Here is a 25,506-nt window from a genome sequence, read left to right as displayed (position 1 = left end):
CCCGCCAACTTCCAGAGGAGAACCACGATGACCCAGCCGAACGCCAACCAGCCCAACCAGCAGCACGCCAACCGCGACGCCTTCGGCACCGGCGAGCCCGGCGAGGACGCCTTCCCGCCGGTCGACCAGCTCAACTACGAGACCGCGCGCGACCAGCTCGTCGAGATCGTCAAGATCCTCGAGCTCGGCCAGATGAGCTTGGACGAGTCCCTGCGCTACTGGGAGCGCGCCGAGGAGCTGGCCGGCCACTGCGAGCGCCAGCTCGCGCGGGCCTCCAAGAAGGTCGAGGACGCCCTTTCCCGCCGCGACGGCGCCGGGCAGGAGGGCGGCGCGGGCGCGCAGAGCACCGGGGCGAACGCGCAGCAGTAACAAAGACGAAAACGGCGCCGCACGCGCGGCGTCGTCAATCTGTCTGAGGGGGGGCGGGCCGCTCAGCCGCGCAGGTAGACGCTGCGCGCGGCGGTCCAGTCGGAGTTTGCGAACTCGAAGTAGCCGGGCGAGCCCTTCAGGCGCAGGCCGATGCCGCCGCCCTGGGACAGGTCGTAGACGGTGGAGCCCGACCACTCGACGGAGACGGAGTCGATGTCCGCGGTGAACTCGCGCAGCACCGCCTTGCCGGACTTCTGCGAGGTCAGGTCGACCCAGTCGGCGACCATGTCGAGCAGCAGGTGCTTCTGGGCGTCGTTGAGTTCGCTGCCCTTGAGCCCGTCGACCTCGGGGCGGGTGCAAGAGACGTCCTCGAGGCAGTCGGAGGCCTCGGGCGTGGAGTTCTGGTAGACGGCCGAGCGCTGCTCGTGGGTCAGCGAGTTGAAGAAGGCGAAGGCCGAGCCGTACATGCCCAGCACCGGGTTGCGCGGCTCCGCGCCGCGGCCGTTGTCCGCCGCGGTGTAGCTGGCCCGGGCCGGGGCGACGGTGACGGTGCTGCGCTTCGGGTCGACGGCCGCGCCGACGTCGAGGGACTCCCCGTCGGCGCGCACCGACCAGGCGTCGCCGTCGAGCGGGTCGCCGCTCATCCGCAGGCGCAGGTCGTCGCTGGCGTCCCCGTCGCCGCTCTCGGAGAGCGCGGAGTAGGCGTCGTCGCTGACCAGCACGCGCGCGAGCCGCTTGCCGGCGGCCAGCTGGCGGCCGTCGAGCTCCCGGGTGTCCAGGCCGCGGCCGGTCAGCTGGGCGCGCTGGACGTCGTCGAGGGACTCCAGGAAATCGACCGCGCTGACGGTCACCGTGGCCATCGCGCCGCCGGCGGCGGTCGGGTCCGCGCCGACGGAGCCCGCGCGCAGGACCCCGGTGCCGTGGCCGGCGTCGTCGGGCTCCTGCTCGGCCCCGGCGGCGCCGCGTTCGGTGGGCGCGACCAGGGAACCGACGGCCAGTGACTCGGGTTCCTCGCCGCGGGCCGAGGTCAGGGTGTCATTGCGGACCAGCGCCACGACGCCGCCGACGCTGATCACACCGAGTGCGACCAGCGGCACAAGGACGGCCACGCGGCGCCGCCGACGGCGGAAGCCGACGGGGGTCGCGGACCTGGACGTCAAACGCATGCTCTCCATTGTGCTCCCGGACCTGTGTGCGGGCTGAGTGTGGCCCTGTGAACTCCCGCAGCGTTGCGCGGGATCCCGTGCCTACCCGTCAGGACTGGCTCTCCCCGCTTCGGTGTTCGCGGCGGCCGGGGCCTGCCCGTCGGCGGCGCCCCCGCCGGTCTCCGCGCCGGGGTTCTGGTCGATGACCGGGGCTTTCGCGACGGCCTCGGTGAGCGTCTCCCAGTCGGGCTCGGGGGCCGCGCCGCTGATCAGCGCGCGGGTCTGGCCCAGGTCGATCGCCCAGATGTCGCGGACCTCGTCGCTGTCAGCCGCGTAGACGGAGACGGTGACGCCCGCGACCTCGCGCTCGCCGGTCTTCTCGCGTCCCTCGGTGGCGGCGGCGTCCTGCTCGGAGGCGCCGGTCTGGGTCAGCTGCAGGTAACCCTCGTCGGCGGTGATGTAGCCGGTCACGGCGGCCTCCTCGCCGCCGGCGGTGCCGCGGCGCGCGGAGTTCGGCGTCCAGCCCTCGGGGACGCCGGGGTCGCGCACGGGCACGCCCAGGCTCGCGGCCTCCATGTGCAGGAAGGTCCCCGCGTCGACCTCGCGGACCGGCCCGTTCTCGGGGCGGCCCGGCTCGAAGGAGCACATACCGGTCGGCGCGACCGCGAGGACGATGATCACGCCCATCACCACGAGGGTGAGGACCATGTCCCGCGTTCCGTTGAAGATCCTGGGTTTCTCCGACACGTGCCCAAGTATCGCATGTCCGCGGGACACGGCCGCAGCCGCCCACCTCAGGGGTGTGTGCAGACAGTACTCACAGACTCCGTATGACCGCACCCGTGGGAGAGCACGCACGCGCGACCGACGGTGGCATTCACGGCACTGCCCTATTCCAGGGGTGCACGTCACTCCGGTTCCGCCCCGGAAAGTGCAACAATATAAGTGGTACCCAAGAACCGGTCTCCCAGGAGGAATTGCCAGTATGACCACCGAAAAGCACGGCACTGAGGGCCACGAGGCCCCCGACCGCAACCTCGCCATGGAGCTCGTCCGCGTCACCGAGGCGGCCGCGCTGGCCTCGGGCCGCTGGGTGGGCCGCGGGATGAAGAACGAGGGCGACGGCGCCGCCGTCGACGCGATGCGCGCCCTGATCAACTCGGTGACCATGAAGGGCGTCGTCGTCATCGGCGAGGGCGAGAAGGACGAGGCCCCGATGCTGTTCAACGGCGAGGAGGTCGGCACCGGCTTCGGCGCCGAGGTCGACATCGCCGTGGACCCGGTCGACGGCACGACCCTGATGGCTGAGGGCCGCCAGAACGCCATCTCCGTGATCGCCGCCGCCGAGCGCGGCACCATGTACGACCCGTCCGCGGTGTTCTACATGAAGAAGATCGCCGTGGGCCCGGAGGCCGCCGGCTCCATCGACATCGAGGCCCCGGTCGCGCACAACATCAACGCCGTGGCCAAGGCCAAGGGCATCCGCCCCTCCGAGGTCAACGTCGTCGTGCTGGACCGCCCGCGCCACAAGGACCTCATCGCCGAGATCCGCCGCGCCGGCGCCAAGGTGCGTCTGATCTCCGACGGCGACGTCGCCGGTTCCGTCGCCGCCGCCCAGGACACGACCTTCAACTCGGTCGACATCTGCATGGGCACCGGCGGTACCCCGGAGGGCATCATCACCGCCTGCGCCATGAAGTCGATGGGCGGCGAGATCCAGGGCATCCTGGCCCCGCGCAACGACGAGGAGGCCGCCAAGGCCCGCAACGCCGGCCACGACCTGGGCCGCGTGCTGACCACCAACGACCTGGTCACCTCCGACAACTGCTACTTCGCCGCCACCGGCGTGACCAACGGCGACATGCTGCGCGGCGTGACCTACCGCAACGCCGGCGCCACCACCCGTTCGGTGGTCATGCGCTCCAAGTCCGGCACGGTGCGCTACGTCGAGTCGCGTCACCTGCTCAAGAAGCTGCAGGAGTACGCCGTGGTCGACTACTCCGACCCGAACGCCTGAGTTTTCGGGCACACTGGATCCCGGGTCCGACACCGGGGCTATAGGCCCCGCGTCGGACCCGGTGCCACGCCCGGCGCTCCCCCGTCGGTGAGCGCACCGGACCACATACTTAACTAACACCAGCAGATGAAAGTGGTTGAGACAGTCATGGCAGATCAGGAATACCGCATCGAGCACGACACGATGGGTGAGGTCAAGGTGCCCGTCGACGCTCTGTGGCGTGCGCAGACCCAGCGCGCGGTGCAGAACTTCCCGGTCTCGGGCCGCGGCCTCGAGGCGACCCAGATCCGCGCGCTCGGCCTGCTGAAGGCCGCCTGCGCCGAGGTCAACAAGGCCTCCGGCGCCCTGGACGCCGAGAAGGCCGACGCGATCATCGCCGCCGCCCGCGAGATCGCCGGCAACGAGCACGACGACCAGTTCCCCATCGACGTCTTCCAGACCGGTTCGGGCACCTCGTCGAACATGAACACCAACGAGGTCATCGCGTCGATCGCGCACAACAACGGCGTCGAGATCCACCCGAACGACCACGTCAACATGGGTCAGTCCTCCAACGACACCTTCCCGACCGCGACCCACGTCGCCGCGACCGAGTCGGCCGTCAACCACCTGATCCCGGCTCTGAAGGTCCTGCACGACTCCCTGGACAAGAAGGCCCACGAGTGGGAGGAGATCGTCAAGTCCGGTCGCACCCACCTCATGGACGCCACCCCGGTCACCCTGGGCCAGGAGTTCAGCGGCTACGCCCACCAGATCGCCGCCGGCATCGAGCGCGTCGAGGCCACCCTGCCGCGCCTGGGTGAGCTGGCCATCGGCGGCACCGCCACCGGCACCGGCCTGAACACCTCCGCCGACTTCGGCGCGAAGGTCACCGAGGAGCTCAAGAAGCTCACCGGCCTGGAGCAGCTGCGCGAGGCCCGCAACCACTTCGAGGCGCAGGCCGCCCGTGACGCCCTGGTCGAGTACTCCGGCGCGATGCGCACCATCGCGGTCTCCCTGAACAAGATCGCCAACGACATCCGCCTGATGGGCTCCGGCCCGCTGACCGGCCTGGCCGAGATCCACCTCAAGGACCTGCAGCCGGGCTCCTCGATCATGCCGGGCAAGGTCAACCCGGTGCTGTGCGAGTCGGCCACCCAGGTCGCCGCCCAGGTCATCGGCAACGACGCCGCCGTCGCCTTCGGTGGCTCCCAGGGCCACTTCGAGCTCAACGTCTTCATCCCGATGATGGCGCGCAACGTGCTCGAGTCCGCCCGCCTGCTGTCCAACGTCGCCCGCATCTTCGCGGAGAACTGCGTCGACGGCATCGAGCCGAACGTGGAGCGCATGCGTCACTTCGCGGAGTCCTCGACCTCGATCGTCACCCCGCTGAACTCGGCGATCGGCTACGAGAACGCCGCCAAGGCCGCCAAGCACGCCCTGCACGAGAAGATCACCGTGCGCCAGGCCGTCATCGACCTCGGCTTCGTCGACGGCGAGAACCTCACCGAGGAGGAGCTGGACAGGCGCCTCGACGTGCTGAGCATGTGCAACACCGACCGCGACGAGTGATCCCCCGCCGCTGAGCGGCACAGAGCACGACCGGACCCGTCCCGACCGCACCCGCGGCCGGGACGGGTCTCTCTGTGCGCGATGCACAGCCTCTGACCTGCACCGTAAACATGCACCGCGTGCATACTTGCACCCAGTGCACTGATAGCACTAAGTTGGTCCGCCGTGACCGATGAGAACCTGAGCCTGCGCGAGACGAAGCGGCGGGCGACCTTCGACGCGATCGAGGACGCGGCGACCGCGCTCGTCCTCGAGCGCGGCTTCGACTGCGTCACGGTCGACGAGATCTGCGAGGTCGCCGGCATCGCCCGTCGCACCTTCTTCAACTACGTCGACTCCAAGGAGACGGCCGTCTACGGGCTGCCGCTCGAGCCGCCCTCCGAGGACGCGGGCACCGCCTTCATCGAGGCGGAGCACGCCGAGCCACTGGTCGACCTGCTGTACTTCTACTTCGACTGCTCGGTGCTGGCGGCCGCCCCCAAGGGACGCGCCCCCAGCCTGCAGGTGATCAAGCGCCGCAAGATCCTCAACCGTCAGGCCCCGGGCTCGGTGATCCAGAGGTACTACCGGGACCCGGAACTGTACTCCGCCTACGCGGGGATCATGACGGCCTTCCTCGAGCGTCACCCCGGGGCCCGTTCGGCCCCCGACATGCCGGTCGAGCAGGAGGCGCTGTACGCGGTGGCGCTGTGCGGCACCGCGCTCCGAGTCGGCATGCACGCCTGGATCCGGCAGCCGGACAGCGTGCTCGAGGACCTCAAGCCCACCTGCCGCGAGGCGCTGCGCAACCTGCTGCGTCTCTCGCTGCGCCCCGGCCCCGACGCCGCGCCCGACCCGGCCACACAGAACAACCAGAACACTTCCCCCGAGACCCGAAAGGAGGCCACCGGTGAGCACCACTGACCCAGCCGATACCGCGACCGTCGCCAAGCACGACGCCGGCGACCGCATGCCCGACACCGCCGCCGCCACGTCCACCACCCCCGAGGCCACGCACCCCTCCGGCATCCCCGCCGAGACCCGCCGCCTGCTGCCCTGGATCATCGCCTCGCTGATGCTCTCCATGCTGATGAGCTCGCTGGGCCAGATGATCTTCTCCACCGCCCTGCCGACCATCGTCGGCGAGCTCGGCGGCGTGGAGCACATGAGCTGGGTGATCACCGGCTTCCTGCTCGGCCAGACCATCTCGCTGCCGATCTTCGGCAAGCTGGGCGACCAGATCGGGCGCAAGGGCCTGTTTGTCTTCGCCAACGCCCTGTTCGTCCTCGGTTCCCTGCTCGGCGGGTTCGCCAACTCGATGGCCGTGCTCATCGTCGCCCGCGTGCTGCAGGGCATCTCCGGCGGCGGCATGATGATCCTCTCGCAGGCCATCACGGCCGAGGTGACCACCCCTCGCGAGCGCGGCAAGTACATGGGCATCATGGGCTCGGCCTTCGCCGTCTCCTCGGTGCTCGGCCCGGTGCTCGGCGGCTGGTTCACCGACGGCCCCGGCTGGCGCTGGGGCCTGTGGCTCAACGTCCCGCTGGGTCTGGTCTCGATCGTGGCGGTCGCCTTCCTGCTGCGCCTGCCCGAGCGCGAGCGCCGCCTCAACCTCGACTGGGCGGGCACCGCGACCATGGCGATCGCCACCGCGGCCCTGGTGCTCGTGACCACCTGGGGCGGCAACGAGTACGAGTGGTCGGATCCGGTGATCATCGGGCTGATCGTGACCTTCGTCGTCGTCGGCGCGCTCTTCGTCTTCGTCGAGCTGCGCGCGGAGGACCCGCTGGTGCCGATGCGGCTGTTCGCCAACCGCAACTTCGTGCTGACCACCGTCGCCGGCTTCGGCATCGGCGTCTTCATGTTCGGCTCGCTGGCCTACTTCCCCACCTACCTGCAGATGGTCCACGGCCTGTCCCCGACCGCGGCCGGGCTGATGCTGATCTGGATGATGGTCGGTGTCATGGGCACCTCGATCGCCGTCGGCGGCCTGGTCTCGCGCACCGGCAACTACAAGGTCTTCCCGATCGTGGGCATGTTCATCGTCACCGCCGGGCTGGTCCTGATGTCGCGCCTGGACCGCGAGACCAGCCTGACCGGCGTGGGCCTGCGCATCTTCGTCTTCGGCTTCGGCATCGGCTGCGCCATGCAGGTGCTGGTGCTCATCGTGCAGAACTCCTTCGCCGTCCGCGAGGTCGGCACCGTCACCGCCGCGAACAACTTCTTCCGCCAGATCGGCGGCTCGGTCGGCGCGGCCCTGGTCGGCGGCCTGTTCGTGGACAAGCTGAAGGACCTGCTCGCCGAGCGCATCCCCGAGGCCATGGCCTCGATGGGCCAGGCGGGCGCGGCCGCCGGCGGCCAGCTGCCGCAGATCGACAGCGCGCGGCTGACCCCGGACCTGGTCAACTCGCTTCCCGAGCCGATCATGATCGCCATCGAGTCCAGCTACAACGACGCGCTGACCCCGATCTTCCTGCTGCTCGCCCCCATCGCCCTGGTCTGCGGGCTGATCCTGATCGGCATCCGCGCCGACACCCTCAAGGAGACCATCTCCTGATCCGGCGTTGAGATTGCCGACGCCGCGCGGCGTGCGCGAGCGCGCAAAAGCGCCCGTCCCCTGGTGCAGGGGGCGGGCGCTTTCCTGTGACTTGTGTGAGGCCCGCGGCCGGTCGGGCGCGGAGCAGGTCAGCTGTCGGGCAGGTCAGCTGTCGGGCAGGTCGTCGACGTGGATCTCGGGCTTGGGCAGCAGCTTCTCCCAGACGTCGGTGTCGCGCCACTGGCCGGCGAGCTCGCCGTAGGGCATCTTGGCCAGGTGGTGGTAGGTGCCCACCTTCTCGAAGCCGCGGGAGGCGTGCAGGCGCGCCGAGCCCTCGTTCTCCGGGAAGATCCAGGAGTGGATGGCCCACTTGCCCATCTGGGAGACGCGCTCGATCAGCGCGTCGAGCAGGGCGCTGGCCACGCCGCGGCCCTGGGCGTCCGGGGAGATGTAGATGGAGTCCTCGACCACGCCGCTGAAGACGCGGCGCGAGGAGACCGGGGCTGCGGCGACCCAGCCGAGCAGCTTCGAGTCGTCCTCCTTGTCGACGGCGACCTGGACGCTCTCCAGCAGCTTCGAGGTGCTGAATTTCTCCCAGTCCCAGGCGCGCCGCTCGTAGGAGGCGTGCCCGGTGTTCAGGCCGTGCTCGTAGATTCCCTGGACCTGCGGGAAGTCTTCCTGGCGGAAGTCCCGGACGGTGAAGGTCTTTTCTGCCATGCCCACCATTTTCCTGTCTCTGCGCGGGCCGCGCAACCAGTTGGCCGGACGCCTTTTCCCGGGTCAGTCGCCGAGCAGCTCGGTGACCAGTTCGGCGATCTCGGAGCGCTCGGAGCGGCGCAGCGTCACGTGCGCGAACAGGTGGTGGTCCTTGAGCTTCTCGATGACGGCCTGCACGCCGTCGTGACGGCCGACGCGCAGGTTGTCGCGCTGGGCGACGTCGTGGGTGAGCACGACCCTCGAGCGCGCGCCCAGACGGGACAGGACCGTCAGCAAGACGTTGCGCTCCAGCGACTGCGCCTCGTCGACGATGACGAAGGCGTCGTGCAGGCTGCGGCCTCGGATGTGGGTCAGGGGCAGCACCTCGAGCAGGCCGCGGTCCTCGATCTCGTCGAGGACGTTCTGGGAGACGAGACTGGACAGCGTGTCGTGCACGGCCTGGGCCCAGGGGTTCATCTTCTCGTCCTCGCTGCCGGGCAGGTAGCCCAGGGTCTGCCCGCCGACGGCGTAGAGCGGGCGGAAGACGATGATGCGGCGGTGCTCGCCGCGCTCGAGGACGGCCTCGAGGCCGGCGCACAGGGCCAGCGCGGACTTGCCGGTGCCGGCGCGCCCGCCGATGGAGACGATGCCGATCTCCGGGTCGTTGAGCAGGTCGAGGGCGATGCGCTGCTCGGCGGAGCGGCCGGTCAGGCCGAAGGCCTGGGCGTCGCCGCGCACCAGCCGCACGCCGGTGGCGGTCACCCGGCCGAGGGCCGACTGGGAGAGCGCGGAGAACTGCACGCCGCAGTGCACGGGCAGGTCCTCGAGGTTCTCGCCGTCGTCGGTGACCACGTCGGCCAGGCCGGGGTGCTCGAAGTCGAGCTCGCCGTCGGCGAAGAGGGCGTCGACGACCTCGCCGGGCACGTGCACGCGCGCCATGCCGGAGTAGCCGGTGAGCACGACGTCCTGGGCGTGGTACTCGTCCGCCGGCAGGCCGACGGCGCCGGCCTTGACGCGCAGCGGGACGTCCTTGGTCACCAGGGTGACGTCGCGGCCCTCCTCGCGCAGGTTGAGCGCGCAGGCCAGGATGCGCTGGTCGCCGCCGGGGCCGCGGAAGGCGACGGGCAGGACGGCCTGGTCCTGGTGGTTGAGCTCGACGACGAGCGTGCCGCCCTCGACGTTGACGGGCACCGGGCGGTCGAGGCGCTCGTAGGTCGCGCGCAGCTCCTCGAGGTGGCGCAGCGCCTCGCGGGCGAACCAGCCGAGGTCCGGGTGGTTACGCTTGTCCTCGAGCTCGCTGATGACCACCAGCGGGAGCACGACCTCGTGCTCGGCGAACTTGGTCAGGCAGTGCGGGTCGGAGAGGAGGACGGAGGTGTCGATGACGTAGGTCCGTGTGGCCACCCGACCCTCCTCCTCTCGCTCGGCGTGCTCTGCGGTGCGCGTGATCGGGCTGGTCATGTCGGGACGTCTCCTCGGTAGGCCGGGTTTTCCTCTGTCCACCGCCGAGGCTAAGGGCCGTATGCGGGAATTACATTGCTGGGATATGAACGGTCGGTGACTGTGCCGGATACTTCCGATGGCTCTTTTCCCCTCGAGTCACAACAGCCCCAGGAGACGAAAACGGTCCCGCACCGACGTGGTGCGGGACCGGCGATCCGGCCGGGTGAGCCTCGGCTCAGCCCTCAGCCCAGAGCCCTAGCTCTGCTGGATGTCGGCGCCGAAGCCGGAGCCCTCGTCGATCCAGGAGATGGTGCCGTTCTGGAACTCCTGGGTCCAGCCGGTGGCCTCGGAGGCGTCCTTCTCCGGGGCGGTCGGCAGGCCGACCTCGGCGTCCAGGCCGCCCTCCTCGACCCAGGTCTCGCCGATCTTGCCCACCAGCTCGACCGGGTCGGTCTCCTCAGAGTAGACGATGCGGTCGTCGTTCTCGAAGGTGGCGACGGTGCCGTTCTCGCCCTCCTCGACGTCGGTGACCTTGCCGAAGTCGGACTCGTGCTCCTCGATGGCCTTGGCCAGCGCGCCCGGCACGGCGACCTTCTCGCCGCCGGCGGTCTCGATCTCCTGGGTCTCGCCGTCGGCCTTGTCCGACTCGGAGGCGGAGGCCGACTCGGAGGCGGTCTCCGAGGGGTCGGAGGAGTCGGAGGCGTCCGCCTCGCTGGTCACGGCGTTGGAGGTGACGGTCTCGTCGATCGAGCCGTCGTTGCCGTCATCCGAGCAGGCGACCAGGCCGAGGGCCAGGGCACCGGCGGCGGCACCGGCGAGCACGCGACGGGTGAGGGAACGGTTCATGGTGAAGACCTTTCTTACAGTGAGTGTGTACTTTTCCATGGTGCGTCATGTGACCGTCCCCGTGCCACCGTGGGTGACAACTGTGACACTCCCGTGATCCGGCGGGGTGCCCGTGCATCCGCCCCGCGGTGCCTCCGCTCAGCGCCTCCCGCGGCCCCCGCGCCCGCCACGTCCGCCCCGACCGCCGCGGCCGCGGCCCGGGCGTCCCCCGATCCCGGCGGACTTCCCGGGGCCCCTGCCCTTCCTGTCATTTCCGCCCTTACCGGCCTTCCCGGCCTTGGTGCCCTTCTTCCCGGCCTTGGCGCCCTTGCCCGCCTTGTCGTCCCGGGCGCCGCCCGCGCTGCTCCCCCGCCCGCCGCGCGGGTTGGCGCGCCGGGTCGAGTTGCCCGTGCGTCCCTTGGCCACGCCGACGAAGTCCTGCACCGCGTCCGAGTCCGCCTCACGTCGCCACACCAACGCCACGCGGGTAGGCACCACGCCGGCCTGCGCGGCGTCGGCAAGCGTCAACGGAACCACCTGGCGCTTGGCCAGGACCTTGAGCACCGGGCGCGGCGCGAGCACCACGCCAACGTTCGCGCCGACGACGGGCAGCATGGTGCGCACCTGGGCGATGTCGACGGTGCCGTCGGCGGCGGGCCGGTAGTGCACGGTCTCGCCCTCGAGATCGGCGGGGCACACCTCCTCGCCGAGCTCGGCGAAGACGCTGTCCTTGGGCACCGCCACGCCCGGGGCCTCGTCGTAGAGCTCGACCTTGTGCAGGCTCTCGAGCGCGGCCTCGACACGCGGGTCGGGCAGCCGCACCAGCGCGAGGGTGACCCGGCCGTCGAGCACCTCGGCGACGGGGTCGTCGGAGGCGGCGGCCTCCACTCCCCCGTGCGCGGTGGTCTGCCGGTAGCGGCGCAGCCACTTGCCGGGCTCGCAACCGGTGGCGAAACTCAAGGTCAACATGGCGGTAATGCTACCGTGAGGCCCATGAGCGAAGAACTGGCCGGACGCCGCCCCTCAGGCCGGGCGATGAAGCCGCAGACCGCCGCGCGCAAGCTCGGCGTCTACCTGCCCGCAACCCCCCAGGAGTTCCAGGACAACGCCGTCACCCACGCGGAGCTGCGCGAACTGCAGCACAACCCGCCGCAGTGGCTGACCGAGCTGCGCGAGAAGGGCCCGCACCCGCGGCCCGTGGTCGCCGCCAAGCTGGGCGTGACCATCGCCGCGCTGAAGCGGCACGACTCCGCCGGACCCCTGACCACCGCCGAGATCGAGGCGCTGCTCGCCGACCAGCCCGAGTGGCTGCGCGCCGAGCGCGAGGCCGCCCGCGGCGAGGGCGAGGCCAAGGAAGAGGCCCCGGCGGACGACGCCGAGGCCCCGGCCGAAGACGAGGACTGACCCCGCCGCCTGGCCGCGCCTAGCGCCGCGGCCAGGCGAACTCCACCTCACCGTCGACGGTGACGCGCGCCGTGCCCTCCGGGTACGGCGCGTCCGCGTCTTCGGGCACCGGCCCGGAGACCGTCAGCTCCACGTCCGCGCGGTGCTCCGCGCCGTCGGCTGCACCGGTGACCCGGTAGACCAGGCGCGTGTTCTCCGTGTCGACGACCTCGATCTCGCCGCGGGTCAGCCACGGGTGGCGCCGGCGCAGCGCGATGAGCGCCTCGTAGACCGGGTAGAGCCAGCGGCCGAGCCCCGAGAGCTCCTCCGGGGTGCCGGGCAGCGGCGGGCGCAGCGCGTCGTCGGCGCCCCAGCCCTCCCCTTTCGCGCCGCGGAAGGCCTGCTCGTCGCCGTAGTAGACGCTCGGCAGCCCGGGCACGGTGAACAGAACGGTGGCGGCGAGCACCGCGCCGGCGTCGCCGACGGTGCCGGCGATGCGGTCGACGTCGTGGTTGCCCACGAAGGTCTGCATGAGCAGCTTCGCGGAGAAGTCGTGGTGGCGGCCCAGCGCGTGGGCCAGCTCGAAGAAGTTCGCGTCCTTCAGCGAGCTCCACACGGCCTTCCACAGCTCGTACTGGGTGACCGTGTCCAGGTGCGAGGCCAGGCCGAACTCCGCGTAGTCGCCGTGGATCATCTCGCCGAGGAACTTCGCGTCCGGGTGTGTCTGATGCACCCGGTCGATGACCTCCGCCCAGAACTGCGTGGGCACCGCGTAGGCGACGTCGAGGCGCCACCCGGAGATCCCCCGGTCCAGCCAGTGGCGCATGACGTCGACGACGAAGTCCGCGGTGCGTGGGTCCGAGTGGTCGAGCTCGGCCAGCGTGCCGTCGCCCTCCCAGCCGGCGACGTCGCCCCCGGCGTCGCGGCGCACGGGACCGCCCCCGTCCACAAAGGGATGGGTGGCGGCGACGTGGTTGAACACACCGTCGAGGATCACGTCCAGCCCGCGGGCGTGGGCGGCCTCGATGAGCCGGCGGAAGTCCTCCTCGTCGCCGAGGCGCCGGTCGATGCGGTAGTGGTCAAGCGTGTCGTAGCCGTGCGCGACGGACTCGAAGATCGGGCCGAGCAAGAGCCCGTTGCAGCCCAGCCGGACGACGTAGTCGAGCCAGGGCTCCAGGCGGCGCAGCCGCGGCGCGGCGTCGTCGCCGTCCCGGTCGCGCACGGGTGCCCCGCAGGCGCCGAGGGGGTAGACGTGCCACCAGATGGCGTAGTCGAGGTTCACGGTCTGCTCTCCGTTTCCGCTTGGCGACGCCGCGCGGTGCACCCTGGGCGGGTGCCGCCCCGTTGCGGGTGCCGCCCCGGTTCCCGGGGCGACTCAGGCGGCCTCTAGTCGCTGAATTTCCAGTTCTCCCACCCATCGTAGAGCGGGTAGTCCTCGGCGATCTTGGCCACGCGGGCGCGCAGGGCCTCGACGTCGGCGTTCTCGCCTGCGGCCAGGGCGGTGCCGATGATGTCGGCGACCTCCTCGAAGGCCTTGGTGTCCAGGCCGCGGGTGGCCAGCGCCGGGGTGCCGATGCGCAGGCCGGAGGAGACTGCCGGCGGACGCGGGTCGAAGGGCACGGCATTGCGGTTGACGGTGATGCCGACCTGGTGCAGGAGGTCCTCGGCCTGCTGGCCGTCGAGCTTGGACTCGCGCAGGTCCGCGAGCACCAGGTGCACGTCGGTGCCGCCGGTGAGCACGTCGACGCCGGCGGCGCGGCAGTCCTCGCCGGTCAGTCGCTCGGCGAGGATGCGCGCGCCCTCGAGGGTGCGCTCCTGGCGGGCCTTGAACTCCTCGGTGGCGGCGATCTTGAGCGCGATGGCCTTCGCGGCCACCACGTGCATCAGGGGGCCGCCCTGCTGGCCGGGGAAGACCGCGGAGTTGATCTTCTTGGCCCAGTTCTGCTTGGTCAGGATCATGCCGGAGCGCGGGCCGCCCAGGGTCTTGTGCACGGTGGTCGAGACGATGTCCGAGTGCGGCACCGGCGAGGGGTGCAGCCCGGCGGCGACCAGGCCGGCGAAGTGGGCCATGTCGGTCCACAGCACGGCACCGACCTCGTCGGCGATGGAGCGGAAGGCCGCGAAGTCGAGGGTGCGCGGGTAGGCGGACCAGCCGGCGATGATGACCTTCGGGCGGTGCTCGAGGGCCAGCTCGCGGACCTTGTCCATGTCGATGCGCATGGTCTCCGGGTCGACCTCGTAGGCGACGACGTTGTAGAGGCGGCCGGAGAAGTTGATCTTCATGCCGTGGGTCAGGTGGCCGCCGTGGGCCAGCGAGAGACCCATGATCGTGTCGCCGGCGCGGGCCGCGGCGTGCAGCACCGCGGCGTTGGCCTGGGCGCCCGAGTGCGGCTGGACGTTGGCGAAGTCGGCGTCGAAGAGGGACTTCGCGCGCTCGCGCGCCAGGTCCTCAATGACGTCGACGTGCTCGCAGCCGCCGTAGTAGCGGCGCCCGGGGTAGCCCTCGGCGTACTTGTTGGTCAGCACCGAGCCCTGCGCCTGCAGGACGGCGCGGGGCACGAAGTTCTCGGAGGCGATCATCTCCAGGGTGGTGCGCTGGCGGTTGAGCTCGGCGCGGATCGCGGCGTCGACGTCGGGGTCCAGCGTCGAGAGCGGCTGCAGGCGGGTGTCTTCGGTCATGGGGGCTGACGGGCCTTTCGTTCCTGTCTACGGTCAAGTGCGACGGTTCACAGTCTAGACCCGCCCCGCGACGACCCACCCGCACCCTCCCTGGCAAGATGTAGGCCATGTCGCGCAGCAACGTCATCAGTCCCTACCTGGACTTCGACCGGGAACAGTGGCGGAAGCTGCGTCGTGCCATGCCGCAGGTGCTCACCGAGGAGGAGGTCGCCTCCCTGCGCGGCATCGGCGAGAACATCGACCTGCGCGAGGTCGCCGAGGTCTACCTGCCGCTGAGCCGTCTGATCCACCTGCAGGTCGCCGCCCGCCAGCGCCTGACCGCCGCCACCGACGAGTTCCTCGGCGCCGAGGCCCAGCACGTGCCCTTCATCATCGGGGTCGCCGGCTCCGTGGCCGTGGGAAAGTCCACCACCGCCCGCCTGCTGCAGGTCCTGCTGCAGCGCTGGGACTCCCACCCGCGGGTCGACCTGGTGACCACCGACGGCTTCCTGTGGCCGGCCGCCGAACTGCGCCGGCGCCGGATGATGAACCGCAAGGGCTTCCCCGAGTCCTACGACCGGCGCGCGCTCTTACGCTTCGTCACCGACGTCAAGTCCGGCATGCCCGCCGTCGAGGCGCCCGTCTACTCCCACCGCCTCTACGACCGGGTGCCCGACGAGGTGCAGACGGTGCGCCGCCCGGACATCCTCATCCTCGAGGGACTCAACGTGCTGCAGACGGGCCCGACGCTGATGGTCTCCGACCTCTTCGACTTCTCCGTCTACGTCGACGCGCCCACGGCCACCATCGAGGAGTGGTACATCAAGCGATTCCTCGCGCTGCGCTCCACCGAGTTCACCAAGCCCGGCGCGCACTTCCGCCACTTCGCGGGCCTGCCCGACGCCGAGGCCGTCGCCGAGGCCCGCGAGATCTGGCAGTCGATCAACCTGCCCAACCTGGTCGAGAACATCCTGCCGACCCGGGTGCGCGCCTCCCTGGTGCTGCGCAAGGGCGACGACCACCAGGTCACCCGGGTGCGCCTGCGCAAGCTCTAAGGCTCTACGGCCCGGAAAGCCGTGGCCGCGCCCACGCCGCGGGGAACCGCGAAGCGTCGGGGCGCGGCGTCGTCAATCTCCCCGTCAGTGCGTGGCGTTGGCGCACACCCACGCCTCGATGGGGTCGAGCTCGGAGAAGTCGACCTGGTCGACGTCGCGGTCGTAGGCGGCGATCATCGCGCGGTCGTTGTCGGACTTGCGCGGCTTGGCCTTCAGCGCGCGGATCACGCCCCACATCACCGCGCGGTGGGCGCGGCTGATCTCGGAGTAGAACAGCTTGCCCGGCAGGTAGAAGCGGGCGATGCCGGGCCGGTCGCGCAGCTTGCCGGCCATCTGGTCGCGCTCACGGGCGGAGGCGGGCAGCGACATGCCCACGGCCACCGCGGCGGCCGGGCGGGTGCCGATCTCGGCGTCGGCGAGGAAGTCGGCGGCCTCGACCTGGGGCCCGAAGGTCGGCGAGGCGATGACCAGCGGGGCCTGCGAGGCGCTCAGGTCGGCCGCGCGGGCCTCGTCGAGCGGGCGGGCGACGGTGCCCAGGCGGGCGGCGAGCTCCTCGGCGTAGCGGCGGGTGGAGCCGTAGGTGGTGGTGAAGAAGACGTCGGCTGCGGGCATGGGTGAATCAGCGCTCCTGGAGGGCGACGGGTGCGGAGAGATCGGACGGGAGGCCGGCCCCGCGGGCGGGGCGACGGTCAAGGCCCAGGCTACCGGTGGGTCCGTGGGCAGCGGCGCGGGGCCGGTGCGGCGGCGCGGCCGGTGTCAGCGGCCGAAGCGGCGCGAGCGCTTGGAGTACTCGCGCAGGGCGCGCAGGAAGTCGATGCGGCGGAAGGCCGGCCAGTAGGTGTCGGTGAACCAGATCTCCGAGTAGGCGGCCTGCCAGAGCAGGAAGCCGGAGAGGCGCTGCTCGCCGGAGGTGCGGATGACCAGGTCCGGGTCCGGCTGGCCGCGGGTGTAGAGGTGGTGCGAGATCGACTCGACGGAGACCTTGCCCGCCAGCTCCTCGGCCGGGGTGCCGGCGGCGACCTCCTCGTCGATGAGCGCGTGCACGGCGTCGACGATCTCCTGGCGCCCGCCGTAGCCGACGGCGACGTTGACGGTCACCCCGTCGTTGCCCTCGGTCTCGGCGGCGGCGTCGCTGAGCCGGCGCGAGATCGCCTCGGGCAGCAGGTCCAGGTGGCCGACGAGGCGCAGCCGGCAGTTGTTCTCCTTCTGGGCGAGCTCGGCGACGACCTCGGCGATGATGTCGTAGAGCATCGTGAGCTCTTCGGGCTCGCGGCGCAGGTTCTCGGTGCTCAGCAGGTAGACCGTGATGATCTCGACCTGCGTGTCGACGCACCAGCGCACCATCTCGCCGATCTTCTTCGCCCCGACGCGGTGGCCGTGGCTGACGTCGTCGAAGCCGGCCTCCCGGGCCCAGCGGCGGTTGCCGTCGCACATCACGGCGACGTGCCGGGGCTGCGGCAGCCCCTTGAGCTCGCGCTCGAGACGGCGCTCGTAGAGGGGGTAGAGCAGCCTGCGCGGGGAGAAGTTCACGCCATCCGAGTCTAGTCGCGCGCCGCCCGACGGGCGCGCACCGCCGCGGCCAGCTCGCCGAGGAGGTCGACGGTGACGTCCATGCCCATGCAGGCGTCGGTGACCGACTGGCCGTAGACCAGGCCCTCTCCCCCGTTGGCCTTCAGCCGCGCCGGGTCGATCTTCTGGGCGCCGGGGACCAGGAAGGACTCCATCATGATCCCGGCGATCGCCGAGCCGTGGGTCCCGCCCGCGGTGACCTGGGCGGCGATGTCGCGCACCACGTCGGCCTGGCGGACGTGATCCTTGCCGGAGTTGGCGTGCGAGGCGTCGATCATCAGCCGCTTCGGCCGCTCGTCGGAGAGCCGCTGCAGGGCGCGGTCGACGGCGCCGGCGTCGTGGTTCGGCCCGCCGGTGCCGCCGCGCAGGATGATGTGGCAGTGGTTGTTGCCGGCGGTCTCGACGACGGCGAGCTCCCCGTCGTCGGAGGTGCCGAAGAAGGTGTGCGGCTGCGCGGCGGCGGCCACCGCGTCGACGGCGACCTGGACGTTGCCGTCGGTGCCGTTCTTGAAGCCGATGGGCATCGACATGCCGCTGGCCAGCTGGCGGTGCACCTGGCTCTCGGTGGTGCGCGCGCCGATGGCGCCCCAGGCGACCGCGTCCGAGTAGTACTGCGGGCTGTTGGGCTCGAGAAACTCGCAGGCGGCCGGCAGGCCCAGGGTGACGACTTCGGTGAGGACCTGGCGGGCCAGGCGCACCCCGCGCGGGATGTCGAAGGTGCCGTTGAGGTCCGGGTCGTTGATCAGGCCCTTCCAGCCGACGGTGGTGCGCGGCTTCTCGAAGTAGACGCGCATGACGATCTTCAGCTCGTCGGACAGCCGCGCGGCCAGGGGGCTGAGCCGGTTGGCGTAGTCGAGCGCGGCGACCGGGTCGTGGATCGAGCACGGGCCCACGATCACGGTCAGGCGGTCGTCCTCCCCGGCGAAGGCGTCCGCGATCTCCTGGCGGTCGCGCTCCACCTGCGCCTGGGCGCGAGCGCCGAGCGGGTGCTCGGACTGGATCTTGGCGGGGCTGGGCAGGGAGTGGAAGGCCAGCACGCGGCGGTTGGTCGTCGATGCCGGGTGGTCGAGGGAGACCGGGCTGCTCATGGGGTGGCTCCTGGTTCGTGAGACCCGCGCGGATTCTGTGGTTCGCGCGGTACGGGCGGTGGCGGGGTGGAAAGGGGGTCAGGACACAAAAAAGCAGCCCTCCCGCCGGGTGGCGGAAGTGCTGCTGCTCCAGGGCTGCGCCTTATCAGGGGGTGGGCGCCGACGCTGCGGCGCGGCTCACTCCTGGAGCCTCGCCGAAATAAAATCGCCTGGTCTGCGTCATGGGCCCGACGCTAGCACACCGGCCGGGCGGCCGGGGGCGTTTTCGGGCGGGAATCCCGCGGGGCCGCGCGCCGGCGCGGCAGCGCGCCGAGGGGCGCGAAGCCTACAGCCAGCGTTTCTTCGACCGGTCGAGCACACCGGCCTCGGCCATCGCCTCGTCGATCGCCTTCTCGTCGAAGGGGTCGATGCCGTGGCGCTCGGCGAACATCATGCGGCGGTTCATCCGGGAGTAGCGGCGGTAGAAACGCCAGCCGATGAAGAGCACCGCGGCCAGCAGGGCCACGATGACCAGCAGGCCGACCGGGGACGCCTTGCCGAACTCCGGGCCGAGCGGTCCCCCCTTCTCCTGCTGGGCGAGCACGATCAGGTAGCCGAAGTCTGCGCGGGCGCCGGCCAGCGCGGCGTTGAACGCCGGGGCAGCGGCAGCAAATCCGGTCACGGGCGTCATCCGCCTTTCCTCTAGTCGGTCCCCGGGTCAGTCTCCGGGCGGGCGCACATGCGCCCGGTTTCATTCCAGGTTAGTCTCCGCGGGCGCCAGGATCAGAGCCGGGCGCGGGCCGCGGCCTCCTGGGCGTCAGCCTCCGCGACGTCGTCGGAGATGCCGGCGAAGAGGTCATCCTCGGGGATGTCGGTGCTCACACGGGTCTGGGCGAGCTCGAACTCCTCGGTGGGCCACAGGCGCGCCTGCACCTCGGGCGGGGTCGCCAGGAACGCGCCGGCCGGGTCGATCTGGGTGGCGTGCGCACGCAGGGCGGCGTCGCGGTTGGTGAAGTAGTCGTCGCAGCGCACCTGGGTGGTCACGCGCGCCATGATGTCGGCGTCATGCGCCTTCCAGCGGGCCAACATCGGCTCGTACGGGCTGGGCAGGCCCTGCTCGATGAGCAGGTTGTGGAAGAGCTCGAGGCGCTGGCGGACGAAGCCGTGCGTGTAGTACAGCTTCAGCGGTGCCCAGGGGGCGCCCAGCTCCGGGGCGTAGTCGGAGCGGCCGGCCTTGTCCCAGGCCTTCATGGAGACCTCGTGGACCTTCAGGTGGTCCGGGTGCGGGTAGCCGCCGTTCTCGTCGTAGGTGATGATCACGTGCGGGCGCAGCTCGCGGATGACCTTGACCACCTCGCGGGTGACCTCCTCGCTGTCGTCGAGGGCGAAGCAGCCCTCCGGCAGCGGCGGCAGCGGGTCGCCCTGCGGCAGGCCCGAGTCGACGTGGCCGAGCCAGACGTGGTCCACGCCGAGCGCGGCGACGGCCTGGGCCATCTCCTCGCGGCGCACCGAGACCATGTTCTCCTTGATCCCCGGGCGGTCCATCGCCGGGTTGAGGATGTCGCCGCGTTCCCCACCGGTGCATGTGAGCACCGTCGTCGGGTGGCCCTCGTCGGCGTAGCGGGCGAGGGTCGCCGCACCCTTGGACGACTCGTCGTCCGGATGGGCGTGGATGGCCAGAAGCCGGGTGGCACTCACCGGTGCATCCCTTCCTTTCGCGGGTGGGTCTCGGGGGAACCTTACAAGACCATTCACTGTACGCGGCAGGCTACGATGAGGGCACCGCCACCGGTGACCGCGGGTGCGCGAGCCCGCCTTCACCGCGCCCCTGAACCGATCCCGCGCCGAGGAGGCCCGAGCGACCACCGTGTCCGATTCGACCAAGTTCACCCGCCCCGCCGAGCGCTACGGGGCCGCGCGCCGACCCGTCGACAAGTCCAACCGCAGGACCGGCCGGGCGGTCATCCTCGCCGTCCTCTTCGTCGCGATCGTCACCGTCGTCCTCTTCGCCCAGTTCATCTCGCAGCGCGAGGACGCCGACGTCACCGCCTCGATGACGAACTTCGAGCGCGTCGAGGACGACACGTTGGCCATGAGCATCGACGTCACCCGCGACGACGTCGACAAGCCCTCCTACTGCATCGTCACCGCGCTCAACTACGACAAGGCCGAGGTCGGTCGCCGCGACGTCGTCATCCCCGCCGGCGGGCCGGAGACGCAGCGCATCGACGTCGAGATCACCACCCGTGACCTGCCGGTCTCGGGCAGCGTCTACGGCTGTTCCACGAACATGCCCGCCTTCCTGGAGCACTAGCACCCGTGTGCTAGGATCAGGCACCATCTAGTGCGCATTTGACCCGCGGTTTCACCGCCCCGGCCCGGCAGGGGCCACGGACGGGGAGGCCGCGGGTGGTGTGTGACGGCCCGCCCGCGCCGCGGGAGCAGCCCCGCGCGGCGGGCCGACGAGGATTCGCAAAGCGGAAAGGACGCCACGCATGGCAGACGGTCAGCAGCAGTACATCACCCCCGAGACCAAGGCGAAGCTCGAGGAGGAGCTGCAGAGCCTCATCGACCACCGCCCCGTGGTCGCCGCCGAGATCAACGAGCGCCGCGAGGAGGGCGACCTCAAGGAGAACGCCGGCTACGACGCCGCGCGTGAGATGCAGGACCAGGAGGAGGCCCGCATCAAGAAGATCTCCGAGATCCTCGCCAACTCCACCACCGAGCGCTCCGCCGTCGTCGAGGGCGTGGCCAACGTCGGCTGCGTCGTGCACGTCTACTACAACGGCGACGAGAGCGACAAGGAGACCTTCCTGATCGGCACCCGCGCCGCCGCCTCGGACAACAAGGACCTGGAGACCTACTCCGAGCAGTCCCCGCTCGGCGCCGCCATCCTGGGCGCCAGCGAGGGCGAGACCCGCGAGTACACCGCCCCGAACGGCCGCACCATCTCCGTGACCATCGAGTCGGCCGCCCCCTACGACTCCATCAAGGCCGCCACCCCGCGTCAGAGCTAAGGCCCGGGACGGTTTCCCGTAACCCCCTCCCCCACGACCCCAAGGAGCCTCCCATGAACCGTTCCCTCCGCCGCTTCGGCGCGCTGAGCGCCGCGGCCCTCGCCGCCAGCCTGGCGCTGTCCGCCTGCTCCCCGCCCAACGAGCAGGACTCCGAGAAGAAGTTCGACACCGCCACCGAGGCGCCCGCCGGCCAGGCCACCGCGGCCAGCTCCGCGACGAGCAGCGCCACGGCGACCACCTCCGCGGCCGCCGCCGAGCTGCCGGGCTACGCCGACTGCCAGGCCGCGCCCGTCACCGAGCCGGCCACCCTCACCCTCGACTGCGTGCGTCTCGACGACCGCGTGACCGGCGTCCAGTGGGACGAGTGGACCGCCGAGGGCGCCACCGGCACCGGCACCCGCGGCTCCGAGAAGGTCGACGTCGAGCTCTCCGAGCCGACCGCCAACGAGGCCGGCGCCACCGTCTTCACGACGGTCACCGTCGACGGCGAGACCGTCACCCCTTAAGCGCGTGCGGCGCCTTACGGCGCCGACAGAAAAACCGCCCGCAGGAGATCAACTCCTGCGGGCGGTTCGCTTACCCGGGGCGGGTTCCGGCCCCGGGGGCCGTCTGCGTCAGTTGCGGTTGAAGTAGCTGAGCAGACGCAGGATCTCGGTGTAGAGCCAGACCAGCGTGACGGCCAGACCGAGTGCCACGCCCCAGGCCATCTGCTGCGGCGCCTGGGCGCGCACCAGCTCGTCGGCCAGGTCGAAGTCCTGCAGGAAGCTCAGGGCCGCCAGGACGATGCAGACCAGGGAGAAGATGATGGCCAGCATGCCGCCGTCACGCAGCGGGTTCATACCGGTGAACAGGGCCAGCAGGAGGTTGCCCAGGGCCAGCACGGCCACGCCGACGATCGCGCCGGTGACGATGCGCTGGAACTTCGGGGTGACCTTGATGGCGCCGGTCTTGTAGACGAAGAGCATGCCGATGAAGACGCCGATGGTGCCCAGGACCGCCTGGCCGATGATGGCGGCACCGGCGTCAGCGTCGATCCCCTGGCTGCTGAACATCCCGGCGAAGACCAGCGAGATGCCGCCGACGAACAGGCCCTCGAAGGCGGCGTAGATCAGGGTGACCGCCGCGGAGCCGAACTTCTTGCCGAAGGAGTGGACCAGCACGGTGATGAAGCCGCCGATGCCGCCCACGCCCGTCAGGATCAGGGTCAGACCCGGGTTGACCAAGGACAGGCCGAAGTTGATCAGGGCGAAGAGCACGATCACGCCGAGGGTGATGCCGGTCTTGGTCACCACGTCGTCGACGGTCATCGGGCGCTCGGAGTCCTGGCGGCCGCCGAAGGCCGGCTGACCGTAACCGCGGTCCTGGCCGGCCTGGGCGCCGTAGCTGTCGAACTGATTCTGGAAGCCCTGCTGGTAGGCCCCGGCGGACTGGTTGCGGTTGAAGTCGCTGCCGAGGTTCCGCATGACGGGGTTGGAACTGCGCACTCCGCGGTCCTCTCTTTCGTCGGTGTCGCCTGTTGTGCGACGTCGTCTTCTTCGTGTGATTTACGTGTGTTCGCGCGCGCCCTCCGGGCGCGTCCACTTTGTTCAACGCATCGGCCCCCGCGGAAGTTCCCCGCCGGCGGGCCCAGACGGGAGTCTCTCACGTTTCTGCCGCTCATGCTGGCGATCGCGGTCGGGACTCGAACACCTTTCCTAGCGGGCGGACAGTTCTGTCCCGGCCCTCTCCTAGGTTGTGTGCGTGGCGGTCACAGGGACCGTCCCCACTTTCCGGAAAGGAAAACCATGACCCAGCCCTCCCAGACTCCGGTCCACCCCAGCGCGAACTACCCCGGCGGCGCCCCGGCGGTCCTCGCACAGCAGCCCGTGAAGGAGGCGAAGCCCTGGTACAAGCGCTGGTGGGTCTGGCTGATCATCCTCGTCGTCCTGGCCGGCATCGGCATGGGCCTCGGCGACGACTCGACCGGGACGTCCTCGTCCCCGGCCGACTCCGAGACCACCGCTGCGGCCGCCGACGACGTCGAGACCGCGGACCCGACCACGGGCCTCGCCGGCACCGCCGCCGACGTGGACACCGACGCCGCGGCGCTCGGCGCCGGGGACGCCGCGTCCCCGGAGGCCGACTCCCAGCCTGCCGACGAGGCGGTGCCGGAGCAGGGCAAGAACGCGCTGCGCCAGGCGAAGTCGTACGCCAAGACGCTGCACATGAGCAAGGCCGGCATCTACGACCAGCTCATCAGCGAGTACGGCGGCCAGTTCCCCGCCGAGGCCGCCCAGTACGCCGTGGACCACGTCGAAGCCGACTGGAACGCCAACGCCCTGGCCAAGGCGCGCAACTACCAGGAGACCATGGCCATGTCGACGGACGCGATCTACGACCAGCTGGTCAGCGAGTACGGCGAGAAGTTCACCCCCGAGGAGGCGCAGTACGCCGTCGACAATCTCTGACGGTGACGGCGCACGCGCAGACGGTGCCCCCACTGGGAGTCGAACCCAGAACTCACGGATTTTAAGTCCGTTGCCTCTGCCAATTGGGCCATGGGGGCCGTGGGCGCCCCGCACGGGCGCCGGTCAATCCTAGCAACGCCCCGCCGCTCCCCCGAGCGGCGGGGCGTCGCCCTTTCCAGGCCTTCCCGGGCCTTGTCTAGCCCTCGGCCAGCCCGGCGATGATGCCGTCGAGGATGTCCTTCTCGGAGATCACGAAGCTCGTGGCCTGGGTGGACTCCTTGGCCAGGTCCATGATCTGCTCGACGATCACCGAGCCGGAGCCGATGACGTCGGCGCGGCCCGGGTGGATGACCGGGTTGGCCGCGCGCGCCGAGGATGACTCGGAGATGAGCATCTGGGTGATCAGCCGCAGCGCCGAGAAGTTCAGCTCGGAGCCGTGGATGGCGTCCGGGTCGTACTCCTCGAGGCCCTGCGCGAGCGCGGAGAGCGTGGTGAAGGTGCCGGCGCAGCCGACCACGGTGCGCACCTTCGACAGCGGCAGCAGGGTGCGCACGCGGTCCAGGCGCTCCTCGACGTAGTCGCGGGCGATCTCGATCTCGGTGGCCGTCGGCGGATCGGCGCGCATGATGCGCTCGGTCAGGCGCACGCAGCCCATCTGGGTCGAGTGCGCGGCCGCCACGCCGTTCTCGGCGTCGCCGACGACGAACTCGGTGGAGCCGCCGCCCAGGTCGATGACCAGGAAGGGGCCGCGGTCGGCGGCGAGGTCGCCGATCGCGCCGCGGCAGGAGAGCTCGGCCTCCTCCTCGCCGGTGATGACCTCGGCGCGCGCGCCCTCCTGGACCTCGCCCAGCAGCTCGGCGGTCATGTCGAAGAAGTCGTGGCGGTTCGTCGCGTCGCGGGTCGCGCTGGTGGCGACCATGCGGACCTTCTCCACGTGCTCGTGGCGCATGATCTCGACGAAGTGCGCCAGCGCCTCGCGGGTGCGCTCGATGGCCTCGGGGTCGAGCTCACCGGTGGCGTCGACGCCCTGGCCCAGGCGCACGATCTTCATCTCGCGGTGCAGGTCGCGGATGCGGCCCGCCGGGCCCACCTCGCTGACCAGCAGGCGGATCGAGTTGGTGCCGCAGTCGACGGCGGCCAGCCGGGTCATGACTCGACCTCGACGTCCGCGCCCTGCTCCGGCTCGTGGACCGGCTCCAGGTCGAAGTCGACCAGGTCGATGCCCAGGTCCGCACAGCTCGGCCAGTCGGCCGGCACTGCGGTGCCGCGCAGCCCGGCGTGGTCGGCGGCCATGGCGACCGTCTCGGTGCCCAGACGCACCCGCTGCGGCCCCTCGGCCAGCGCGTAGGCGGCCAGCACGTGCAGGCACTTGACGCGGTCGGGCATCCCGCCGCCGGAGAAGTCGGTGCCCAGGTCCTCCATCGCGTTGCGCACCTGAAGGTAGTGCTCGTGGGCGGCGCGGTAGTCGGCGGTCAGCTCGGCGTCCTCGCCGAGCCTGCGGGTCATCCAGACCATCACCTGCGCGACCTCGAGGCGCGAGCACTCCGCGGTCAGCCGCGGGTCGGTCAGGTAGTAGAGCGTGGGGAACGGGGTTCCGTCGGGCAGACGCGGTGCGGTGGTGACCACGGCGGGGGCGCCGTCCGGGGTGCGGTAAGGGACGTCGACGACGCCGCGCGGGGTACGCCCCAGCTGCTCGGCGACCGTCTCCAGGTCCGTCTGGCTGACTGTCATGGCAGTCATTGTGTCACG

General features: G+C 70.8%; 27 protein-coding genes and 1 tRNA gene. 11 read left to right on the top strand and 17 right to left on the bottom strand.

Annotated elements, in window-relative coordinates; all coding sequences use genetic code 11:
* Positions 1-27: 27 nt before the first annotated feature.
* Complete coding sequence (locus QP119_RS00390; RefSeq protein ID WP_284772883.1) at positions 28-369, top strand: exodeoxyribonuclease VII small subunit; 342 nt, start codon at positions 28-30, stop codon at positions 367-369.
* 62 nt (positions 370-431) lie between these two features.
* On the opposite strand, the gene QP119_RS00385 is transcribed toward QP119_RS00390, so the two are convergent.
* A complete protein-coding gene (locus QP119_RS00385; RefSeq protein ID WP_284772882.1) occupies positions 432-1,535 on the bottom strand; it encodes a DUF3500 domain-containing protein in 1,104 nt (367 codons plus the stop codon).
* A gap of 81 nt (positions 1,536-1,616) precedes the next feature.
* On the bottom strand, positions 1,617-2,261 hold the full coding sequence (locus QP119_RS00380) for a DUF4245 domain-containing protein (protein WP_284772880.1): 645 nt from the start codon (positions 2,259-2,261) through the stop codon (positions 1,617-1,619).
* Between the two features lie 238 nt (positions 2,262-2,499).
* Here QP119_RS00380 and glpX point away from each other — a divergent pair, with 238 nt between their 5' ends.
* From glpX to QP119_RS00360, 4 genes are all read left to right on the top strand, one after another.
* Positions 2,500-3,531, top strand: coding sequence for a class II fructose-bisphosphatase (gene glpX, locus QP119_RS00375; protein WP_284772879.1), 1,032 nt, complete (start codon positions 2,500-2,502; stop codon positions 3,529-3,531).
* 147 nt (positions 3,532-3,678) lie between these two features.
* Positions 3,679-5,082 carry a class II fumarate hydratase gene (locus tag QP119_RS00370; RefSeq protein ID WP_284772878.1) on the top strand — a complete coding sequence of 468 codons (1,404 nt, stop codon included), beginning with the start codon at positions 3,679-3,681 and terminating at the stop codon, positions 5,080-5,082.
* 165 nt (positions 5,083-5,247) lie between these two features.
* Positions 5,248-5,985: a TetR family transcriptional regulator gene (locus tag QP119_RS00365; protein WP_284772877.1), complete on the top strand. Its 738-nt coding sequence runs from the start codon at positions 5,248-5,250 to the stop codon at positions 5,983-5,985.
* 46 nt (positions 5,986-6,031) lie between these two features.
* The gene (locus tag QP119_RS00360; protein ID WP_284773052.1) at positions 6,032-7,618 is read left to right on the top strand and encodes an MDR family MFS transporter; all 1,587 of its coding nucleotides are present in this window, start codon (positions 6,032-6,034) and stop codon (positions 7,616-7,618) included.
* Between the two features lie 144 nt (positions 7,619-7,762).
* Here QP119_RS00360 and QP119_RS00355 read toward each other — a convergent pair whose 3' ends face one another.
* The 4 genes from QP119_RS00355 to QP119_RS00340 form a co-directional block, all read right to left on the bottom strand.
* On the bottom strand, positions 7,763-8,314 hold the full coding sequence (locus QP119_RS00355) for a GNAT family N-acetyltransferase (protein ID WP_284772876.1): 552 nt from the start codon (positions 8,312-8,314) through the stop codon (positions 7,763-7,765).
* Positions 8,315-8,377: 63 nt separating this feature from the next.
* On the bottom strand, positions 8,378-9,754 hold the full coding sequence (locus QP119_RS00350; protein ID WP_284772875.1) for a PhoH family protein: 1,377 nt from the start codon (positions 9,752-9,754) through the stop codon (positions 8,378-8,380).
* Positions 9,755-9,991: 237 nt separating this feature from the next.
* Entirely contained in the window at positions 9,992-10,582 is a 591-nt protein-coding gene (locus tag QP119_RS00345) for an LGFP repeat-containing protein (RefSeq protein ID WP_284772874.1), read from the bottom strand.
* A gap of 138 nt (positions 10,583-10,720) precedes the next feature.
* Positions 10,721-11,530 (bottom strand): LysR family transcriptional regulator, encoded by an 810-nt coding sequence (locus QP119_RS00340; RefSeq protein ID WP_284772873.1) that lies wholly within the window; start codon positions 11,528-11,530, stop codon positions 10,721-10,723.
* Between the two features lie 24 nt (positions 11,531-11,554).
* Between QP119_RS00340 and QP119_RS00335 the strand changes: the two genes are divergently transcribed.
* Positions 11,555-11,965: a DUF5997 family protein gene (locus QP119_RS00335; RefSeq protein WP_284772872.1), complete on the top strand. Its 411-nt coding sequence runs from the start codon at positions 11,555-11,557 to the stop codon at positions 11,963-11,965.
* A gap of 19 nt (positions 11,966-11,984) precedes the next feature.
* Here QP119_RS00335 and QP119_RS00330 read toward each other — a convergent pair whose 3' ends face one another.
* Both QP119_RS00330 and glyA read right to left on the bottom strand, forming a co-directional pair.
* A complete protein-coding gene (locus QP119_RS00330) occupies positions 11,985-13,226 on the bottom strand; it encodes an alpha-amylase family protein (protein ID WP_284772871.1) in 1,242 nt (413 codons plus the stop codon).
* A 104-nt stretch (positions 13,227-13,330) separates the two neighbouring features.
* On the bottom strand, positions 13,331-14,623 hold the full coding sequence (gene glyA, locus QP119_RS00325) for a serine hydroxymethyltransferase (RefSeq protein ID WP_284772870.1): 1,293 nt from the start codon (positions 14,621-14,623) through the stop codon (positions 13,331-13,333).
* Positions 14,624-14,730: 107 nt separating this feature from the next.
* Between glyA and coaA the strand changes: the two genes are divergently transcribed.
* Entirely contained in the window at positions 14,731-15,657 is a 927-nt protein-coding gene (gene coaA / locus QP119_RS00320; RefSeq protein ID WP_284772869.1) for a type I pantothenate kinase, read from the top strand.
* An 84-nt stretch (positions 15,658-15,741) separates the two neighbouring features.
* Here the strand turns inward: coaA and QP119_RS00315 are convergent, their stop codons facing one another.
* The 5 genes from QP119_RS00315 to mca form a co-directional block, all read right to left on the bottom strand.
* The gene (locus QP119_RS00315) at positions 15,742-16,269 is read right to left on the bottom strand and encodes a flavodoxin domain-containing protein (protein ID WP_284772868.1); all 528 of its coding nucleotides are present in this window, start codon (positions 16,267-16,269) and stop codon (positions 15,742-15,744) included.
* A gap of 144 nt (positions 16,270-16,413) precedes the next feature.
* Positions 16,414-17,187, bottom strand: a complete 774-nt coding sequence (locus QP119_RS00310) for an isoprenyl transferase (protein ID WP_284772867.1) — start codon at positions 17,185-17,187, stop codon at positions 16,414-16,416.
* Between the two features lie 11 nt (positions 17,188-17,198).
* Positions 17,199-18,314, bottom strand: a complete 1,116-nt coding sequence (locus QP119_RS00305; protein WP_284772866.1) for a 3-deoxy-7-phosphoheptulonate synthase — start codon at positions 18,312-18,314, stop codon at positions 17,199-17,201.
* A gap of 325 nt (positions 18,315-18,639) precedes the next feature.
* Positions 18,640-18,933 (bottom strand): hypothetical protein, encoded by a 294-nt coding sequence (locus QP119_RS00300; RefSeq protein WP_284773050.1) that lies wholly within the window; start codon positions 18,931-18,933, stop codon positions 18,640-18,642.
* A gap of 143 nt (positions 18,934-19,076) precedes the next feature.
* Positions 19,077-19,991, bottom strand: a complete 915-nt coding sequence (gene mca, locus QP119_RS00295) for a mycothiol conjugate amidase Mca (protein ID WP_284772865.1) — start codon at positions 19,989-19,991, stop codon at positions 19,077-19,079.
* 169 nt (positions 19,992-20,160) lie between these two features.
* On the opposite strand from mca, the gene QP119_RS00290 reads away from it, so the two are divergent.
* The 3 genes from QP119_RS00290 (at position 20,161) to QP119_RS00280 (ending at position 21,816) form a co-directional block, all read left to right on the top strand.
* Positions 20,161-20,607: a DUF4307 domain-containing protein gene (locus tag QP119_RS00290; RefSeq protein WP_284772864.1), complete on the top strand. Its 447-nt coding sequence runs from the start codon at positions 20,161-20,163 to the stop codon at positions 20,605-20,607.
* A gap of 181 nt (positions 20,608-20,788) precedes the next feature.
* The gene (gene greA / locus QP119_RS00285; RefSeq protein WP_284772863.1) at positions 20,789-21,310 is read left to right on the top strand and encodes a transcription elongation factor GreA; all 522 of its coding nucleotides are present in this window, start codon (positions 20,789-20,791) and stop codon (positions 21,308-21,310) included.
* Between the two features lie 53 nt (positions 21,311-21,363).
* A complete protein-coding gene (locus QP119_RS00280; RefSeq protein WP_284772862.1) occupies positions 21,364-21,816 on the top strand; it encodes a hypothetical protein in 453 nt (150 codons plus the stop codon).
* Between the two features lie 108 nt (positions 21,817-21,924).
* Here QP119_RS00280 and QP119_RS00275 read toward each other — a convergent pair whose 3' ends face one another.
* Positions 21,925-22,794, bottom strand: a complete 870-nt coding sequence (locus QP119_RS00275) for a Bax inhibitor-1/YccA family protein (protein ID WP_284772861.1) — start codon at positions 22,792-22,794, stop codon at positions 21,925-21,927.
* A gap of 300 nt (positions 22,795-23,094) precedes the next feature.
* Between QP119_RS00275 and QP119_RS00270 the strand changes: the two genes are divergently transcribed.
* Positions 23,095-23,757, top strand: a complete 663-nt coding sequence (locus QP119_RS00270) for an Ltp family lipoprotein (protein ID WP_284772860.1) — start codon at positions 23,095-23,097, stop codon at positions 23,755-23,757.
* A gap of 24 nt (positions 23,758-23,781) precedes the next feature.
* Here the strand turns inward: QP119_RS00270 and QP119_RS00265 are convergent.
* The 3 genes from QP119_RS00265 to QP119_RS00255 all read right to left on the bottom strand — a co-directional run bounded on the left by QP119_RS00265 (position 23,782) and on the right by QP119_RS00255 (position 25,488).
* Positions 23,782-23,855: transfer RNA gene (locus tag QP119_RS00265), tRNA-Leu, on the bottom strand.
* 98 nt (positions 23,856-23,953) lie between these two features.
* Positions 23,954-24,907 carry a Ppx/GppA phosphatase family protein gene (locus QP119_RS00260; RefSeq protein ID WP_284772859.1) on the bottom strand — a complete coding sequence of 318 codons (954 nt, stop codon included), beginning with the start codon at positions 24,905-24,907 and terminating at the stop codon, positions 23,954-23,956.
* Positions 24,904-25,488, bottom strand: coding sequence for a DUF501 domain-containing protein (locus QP119_RS00255; protein WP_284772858.1), 585 nt, complete (start codon positions 25,486-25,488; stop codon positions 24,904-24,906). The genes QP119_RS00260 and QP119_RS00255 overlap by 4 nt, the downstream gene beginning before the upstream one ends.
* Positions 25,489-25,506 lie beyond the last annotated feature (18 nt).

This window comes from Corynebacterium frankenforstense (assembly GCF_030211955.1).
GTDB lineage: Bacteria > Actinomycetota > Actinomycetes > Mycobacteriales > Mycobacteriaceae > Corynebacterium > Corynebacterium frankenforstense_A.
Note: the sequence above shows the minus strand (reverse complement) of the source record. Positions and strands in the feature narration are given on the sequence as shown.

What these genes read in the sequence shown, in the direction of transcription:
- QP119_RS00345 (WP_284772874.1), bottom strand. Translation starts at nt 10,582, where the DNA reads ATGAACCGTTCCCTCACCCGTCGCGTGCTCGCCGGTGCCGCCGCCGGT.
- glpX (WP_284772879.1), top strand. Translation starts at nt 2,500, where the DNA reads ATGACCACCGAAAAGCACGGCACTGAGGGCCACGAGGCCCCCGACCGC.
- QP119_RS00390 (WP_284772883.1), top strand. Translation starts at nt 28, where the DNA reads ATGACCCAGCCGAACGCCAACCAGCCCAACCAGCAGCACGCCAACCGC.
- QP119_RS00255 (WP_284772858.1), bottom strand. Translation starts at nt 25,488, where the DNA reads ATGACAGTCAGCCAGACGGACCTGGAGACGGTCGCCGAGCAGCTGGGG.
- coaA (WP_284772869.1), top strand. Translation starts at nt 14,731, where the DNA reads ATGTCGCGCAGCAACGTCATCAGTCCCTACCTGGACTTCGACCGGGAA.
- QP119_RS00385 (WP_284772882.1), bottom strand. Translation starts at nt 1,535, where the DNA reads ATGCGTTTGACGTCCAGGTCCGCGACCCCCGTCGGCTTCCGCCGTCGG.
- QP119_RS00315 (WP_284772868.1), bottom strand. Translation starts at nt 16,269, where the DNA reads ATGCCCGCAGCCGACGTCTTCTTCACCACCACCTACGGCTCCACCCGC.
- QP119_RS00360 (WP_284773052.1), top strand. Translation starts at nt 6,032, where the DNA reads ATGCCCGACACCGCCGCCGCCACGTCCACCACCCCCGAGGCCACGCAC.
- QP119_RS00340 (WP_284772873.1), bottom strand. Translation starts at nt 11,530, where the DNA reads ATGTTGACCTTGAGTTTCGCCACCGGTTGCGAGCCCGGCAAGTGGCTG.
- glyA (WP_284772870.1), bottom strand. Translation starts at nt 14,623, where the DNA reads ATGACCGAAGACACCCGCCTGCAGCCGCTCTCGACGCTGGACCCCGAC.
- QP119_RS00350 (WP_284772875.1), bottom strand. Translation starts at nt 9,754, where the DNA reads ATGACCAGCCCGATCACGCGCACCGCAGAGCACGCCGAGCGAGAGGAG.
- QP119_RS00280 (WP_284772862.1), top strand. Translation starts at nt 21,364, where the DNA reads ATGAACCGTTCCCTCCGCCGCTTCGGCGCGCTGAGCGCCGCGGCCCTC.
- greA (WP_284772863.1), top strand. Translation starts at nt 20,789, where the DNA reads ATGGCAGACGGTCAGCAGCAGTACATCACCCCCGAGACCAAGGCGAAG.
- QP119_RS00305 (WP_284772866.1), bottom strand. Translation starts at nt 18,314, where the DNA reads ATGAGCAGCCCGGTCTCCCTCGACCACCCGGCATCGACGACCAACCGC.
- QP119_RS00370 (WP_284772878.1), top strand. Translation starts at nt 3,679, where the DNA reads ATGGCAGATCAGGAATACCGCATCGAGCACGACACGATGGGTGAGGTC.
- QP119_RS00270 (WP_284772860.1), top strand. Translation starts at nt 23,095, where the DNA reads ATGACCCAGCCCTCCCAGACTCCGGTCCACCCCAGCGCGAACTACCCC.
- QP119_RS00335 (WP_284772872.1), top strand. Translation starts at nt 11,555, where the DNA reads ATGAGCGAAGAACTGGCCGGACGCCGCCCCTCAGGCCGGGCGATGAAG.
- QP119_RS00355 (WP_284772876.1), bottom strand. Translation starts at nt 8,314, where the DNA reads ATGGCAGAAAAGACCTTCACCGTCCGGGACTTCCGCCAGGAAGACTTC.
- QP119_RS00260 (WP_284772859.1), bottom strand. Translation starts at nt 24,907, where the DNA reads ATGACCCGGCTGGCCGCCGTCGACTGCGGCACCAACTCGATCCGCCTG.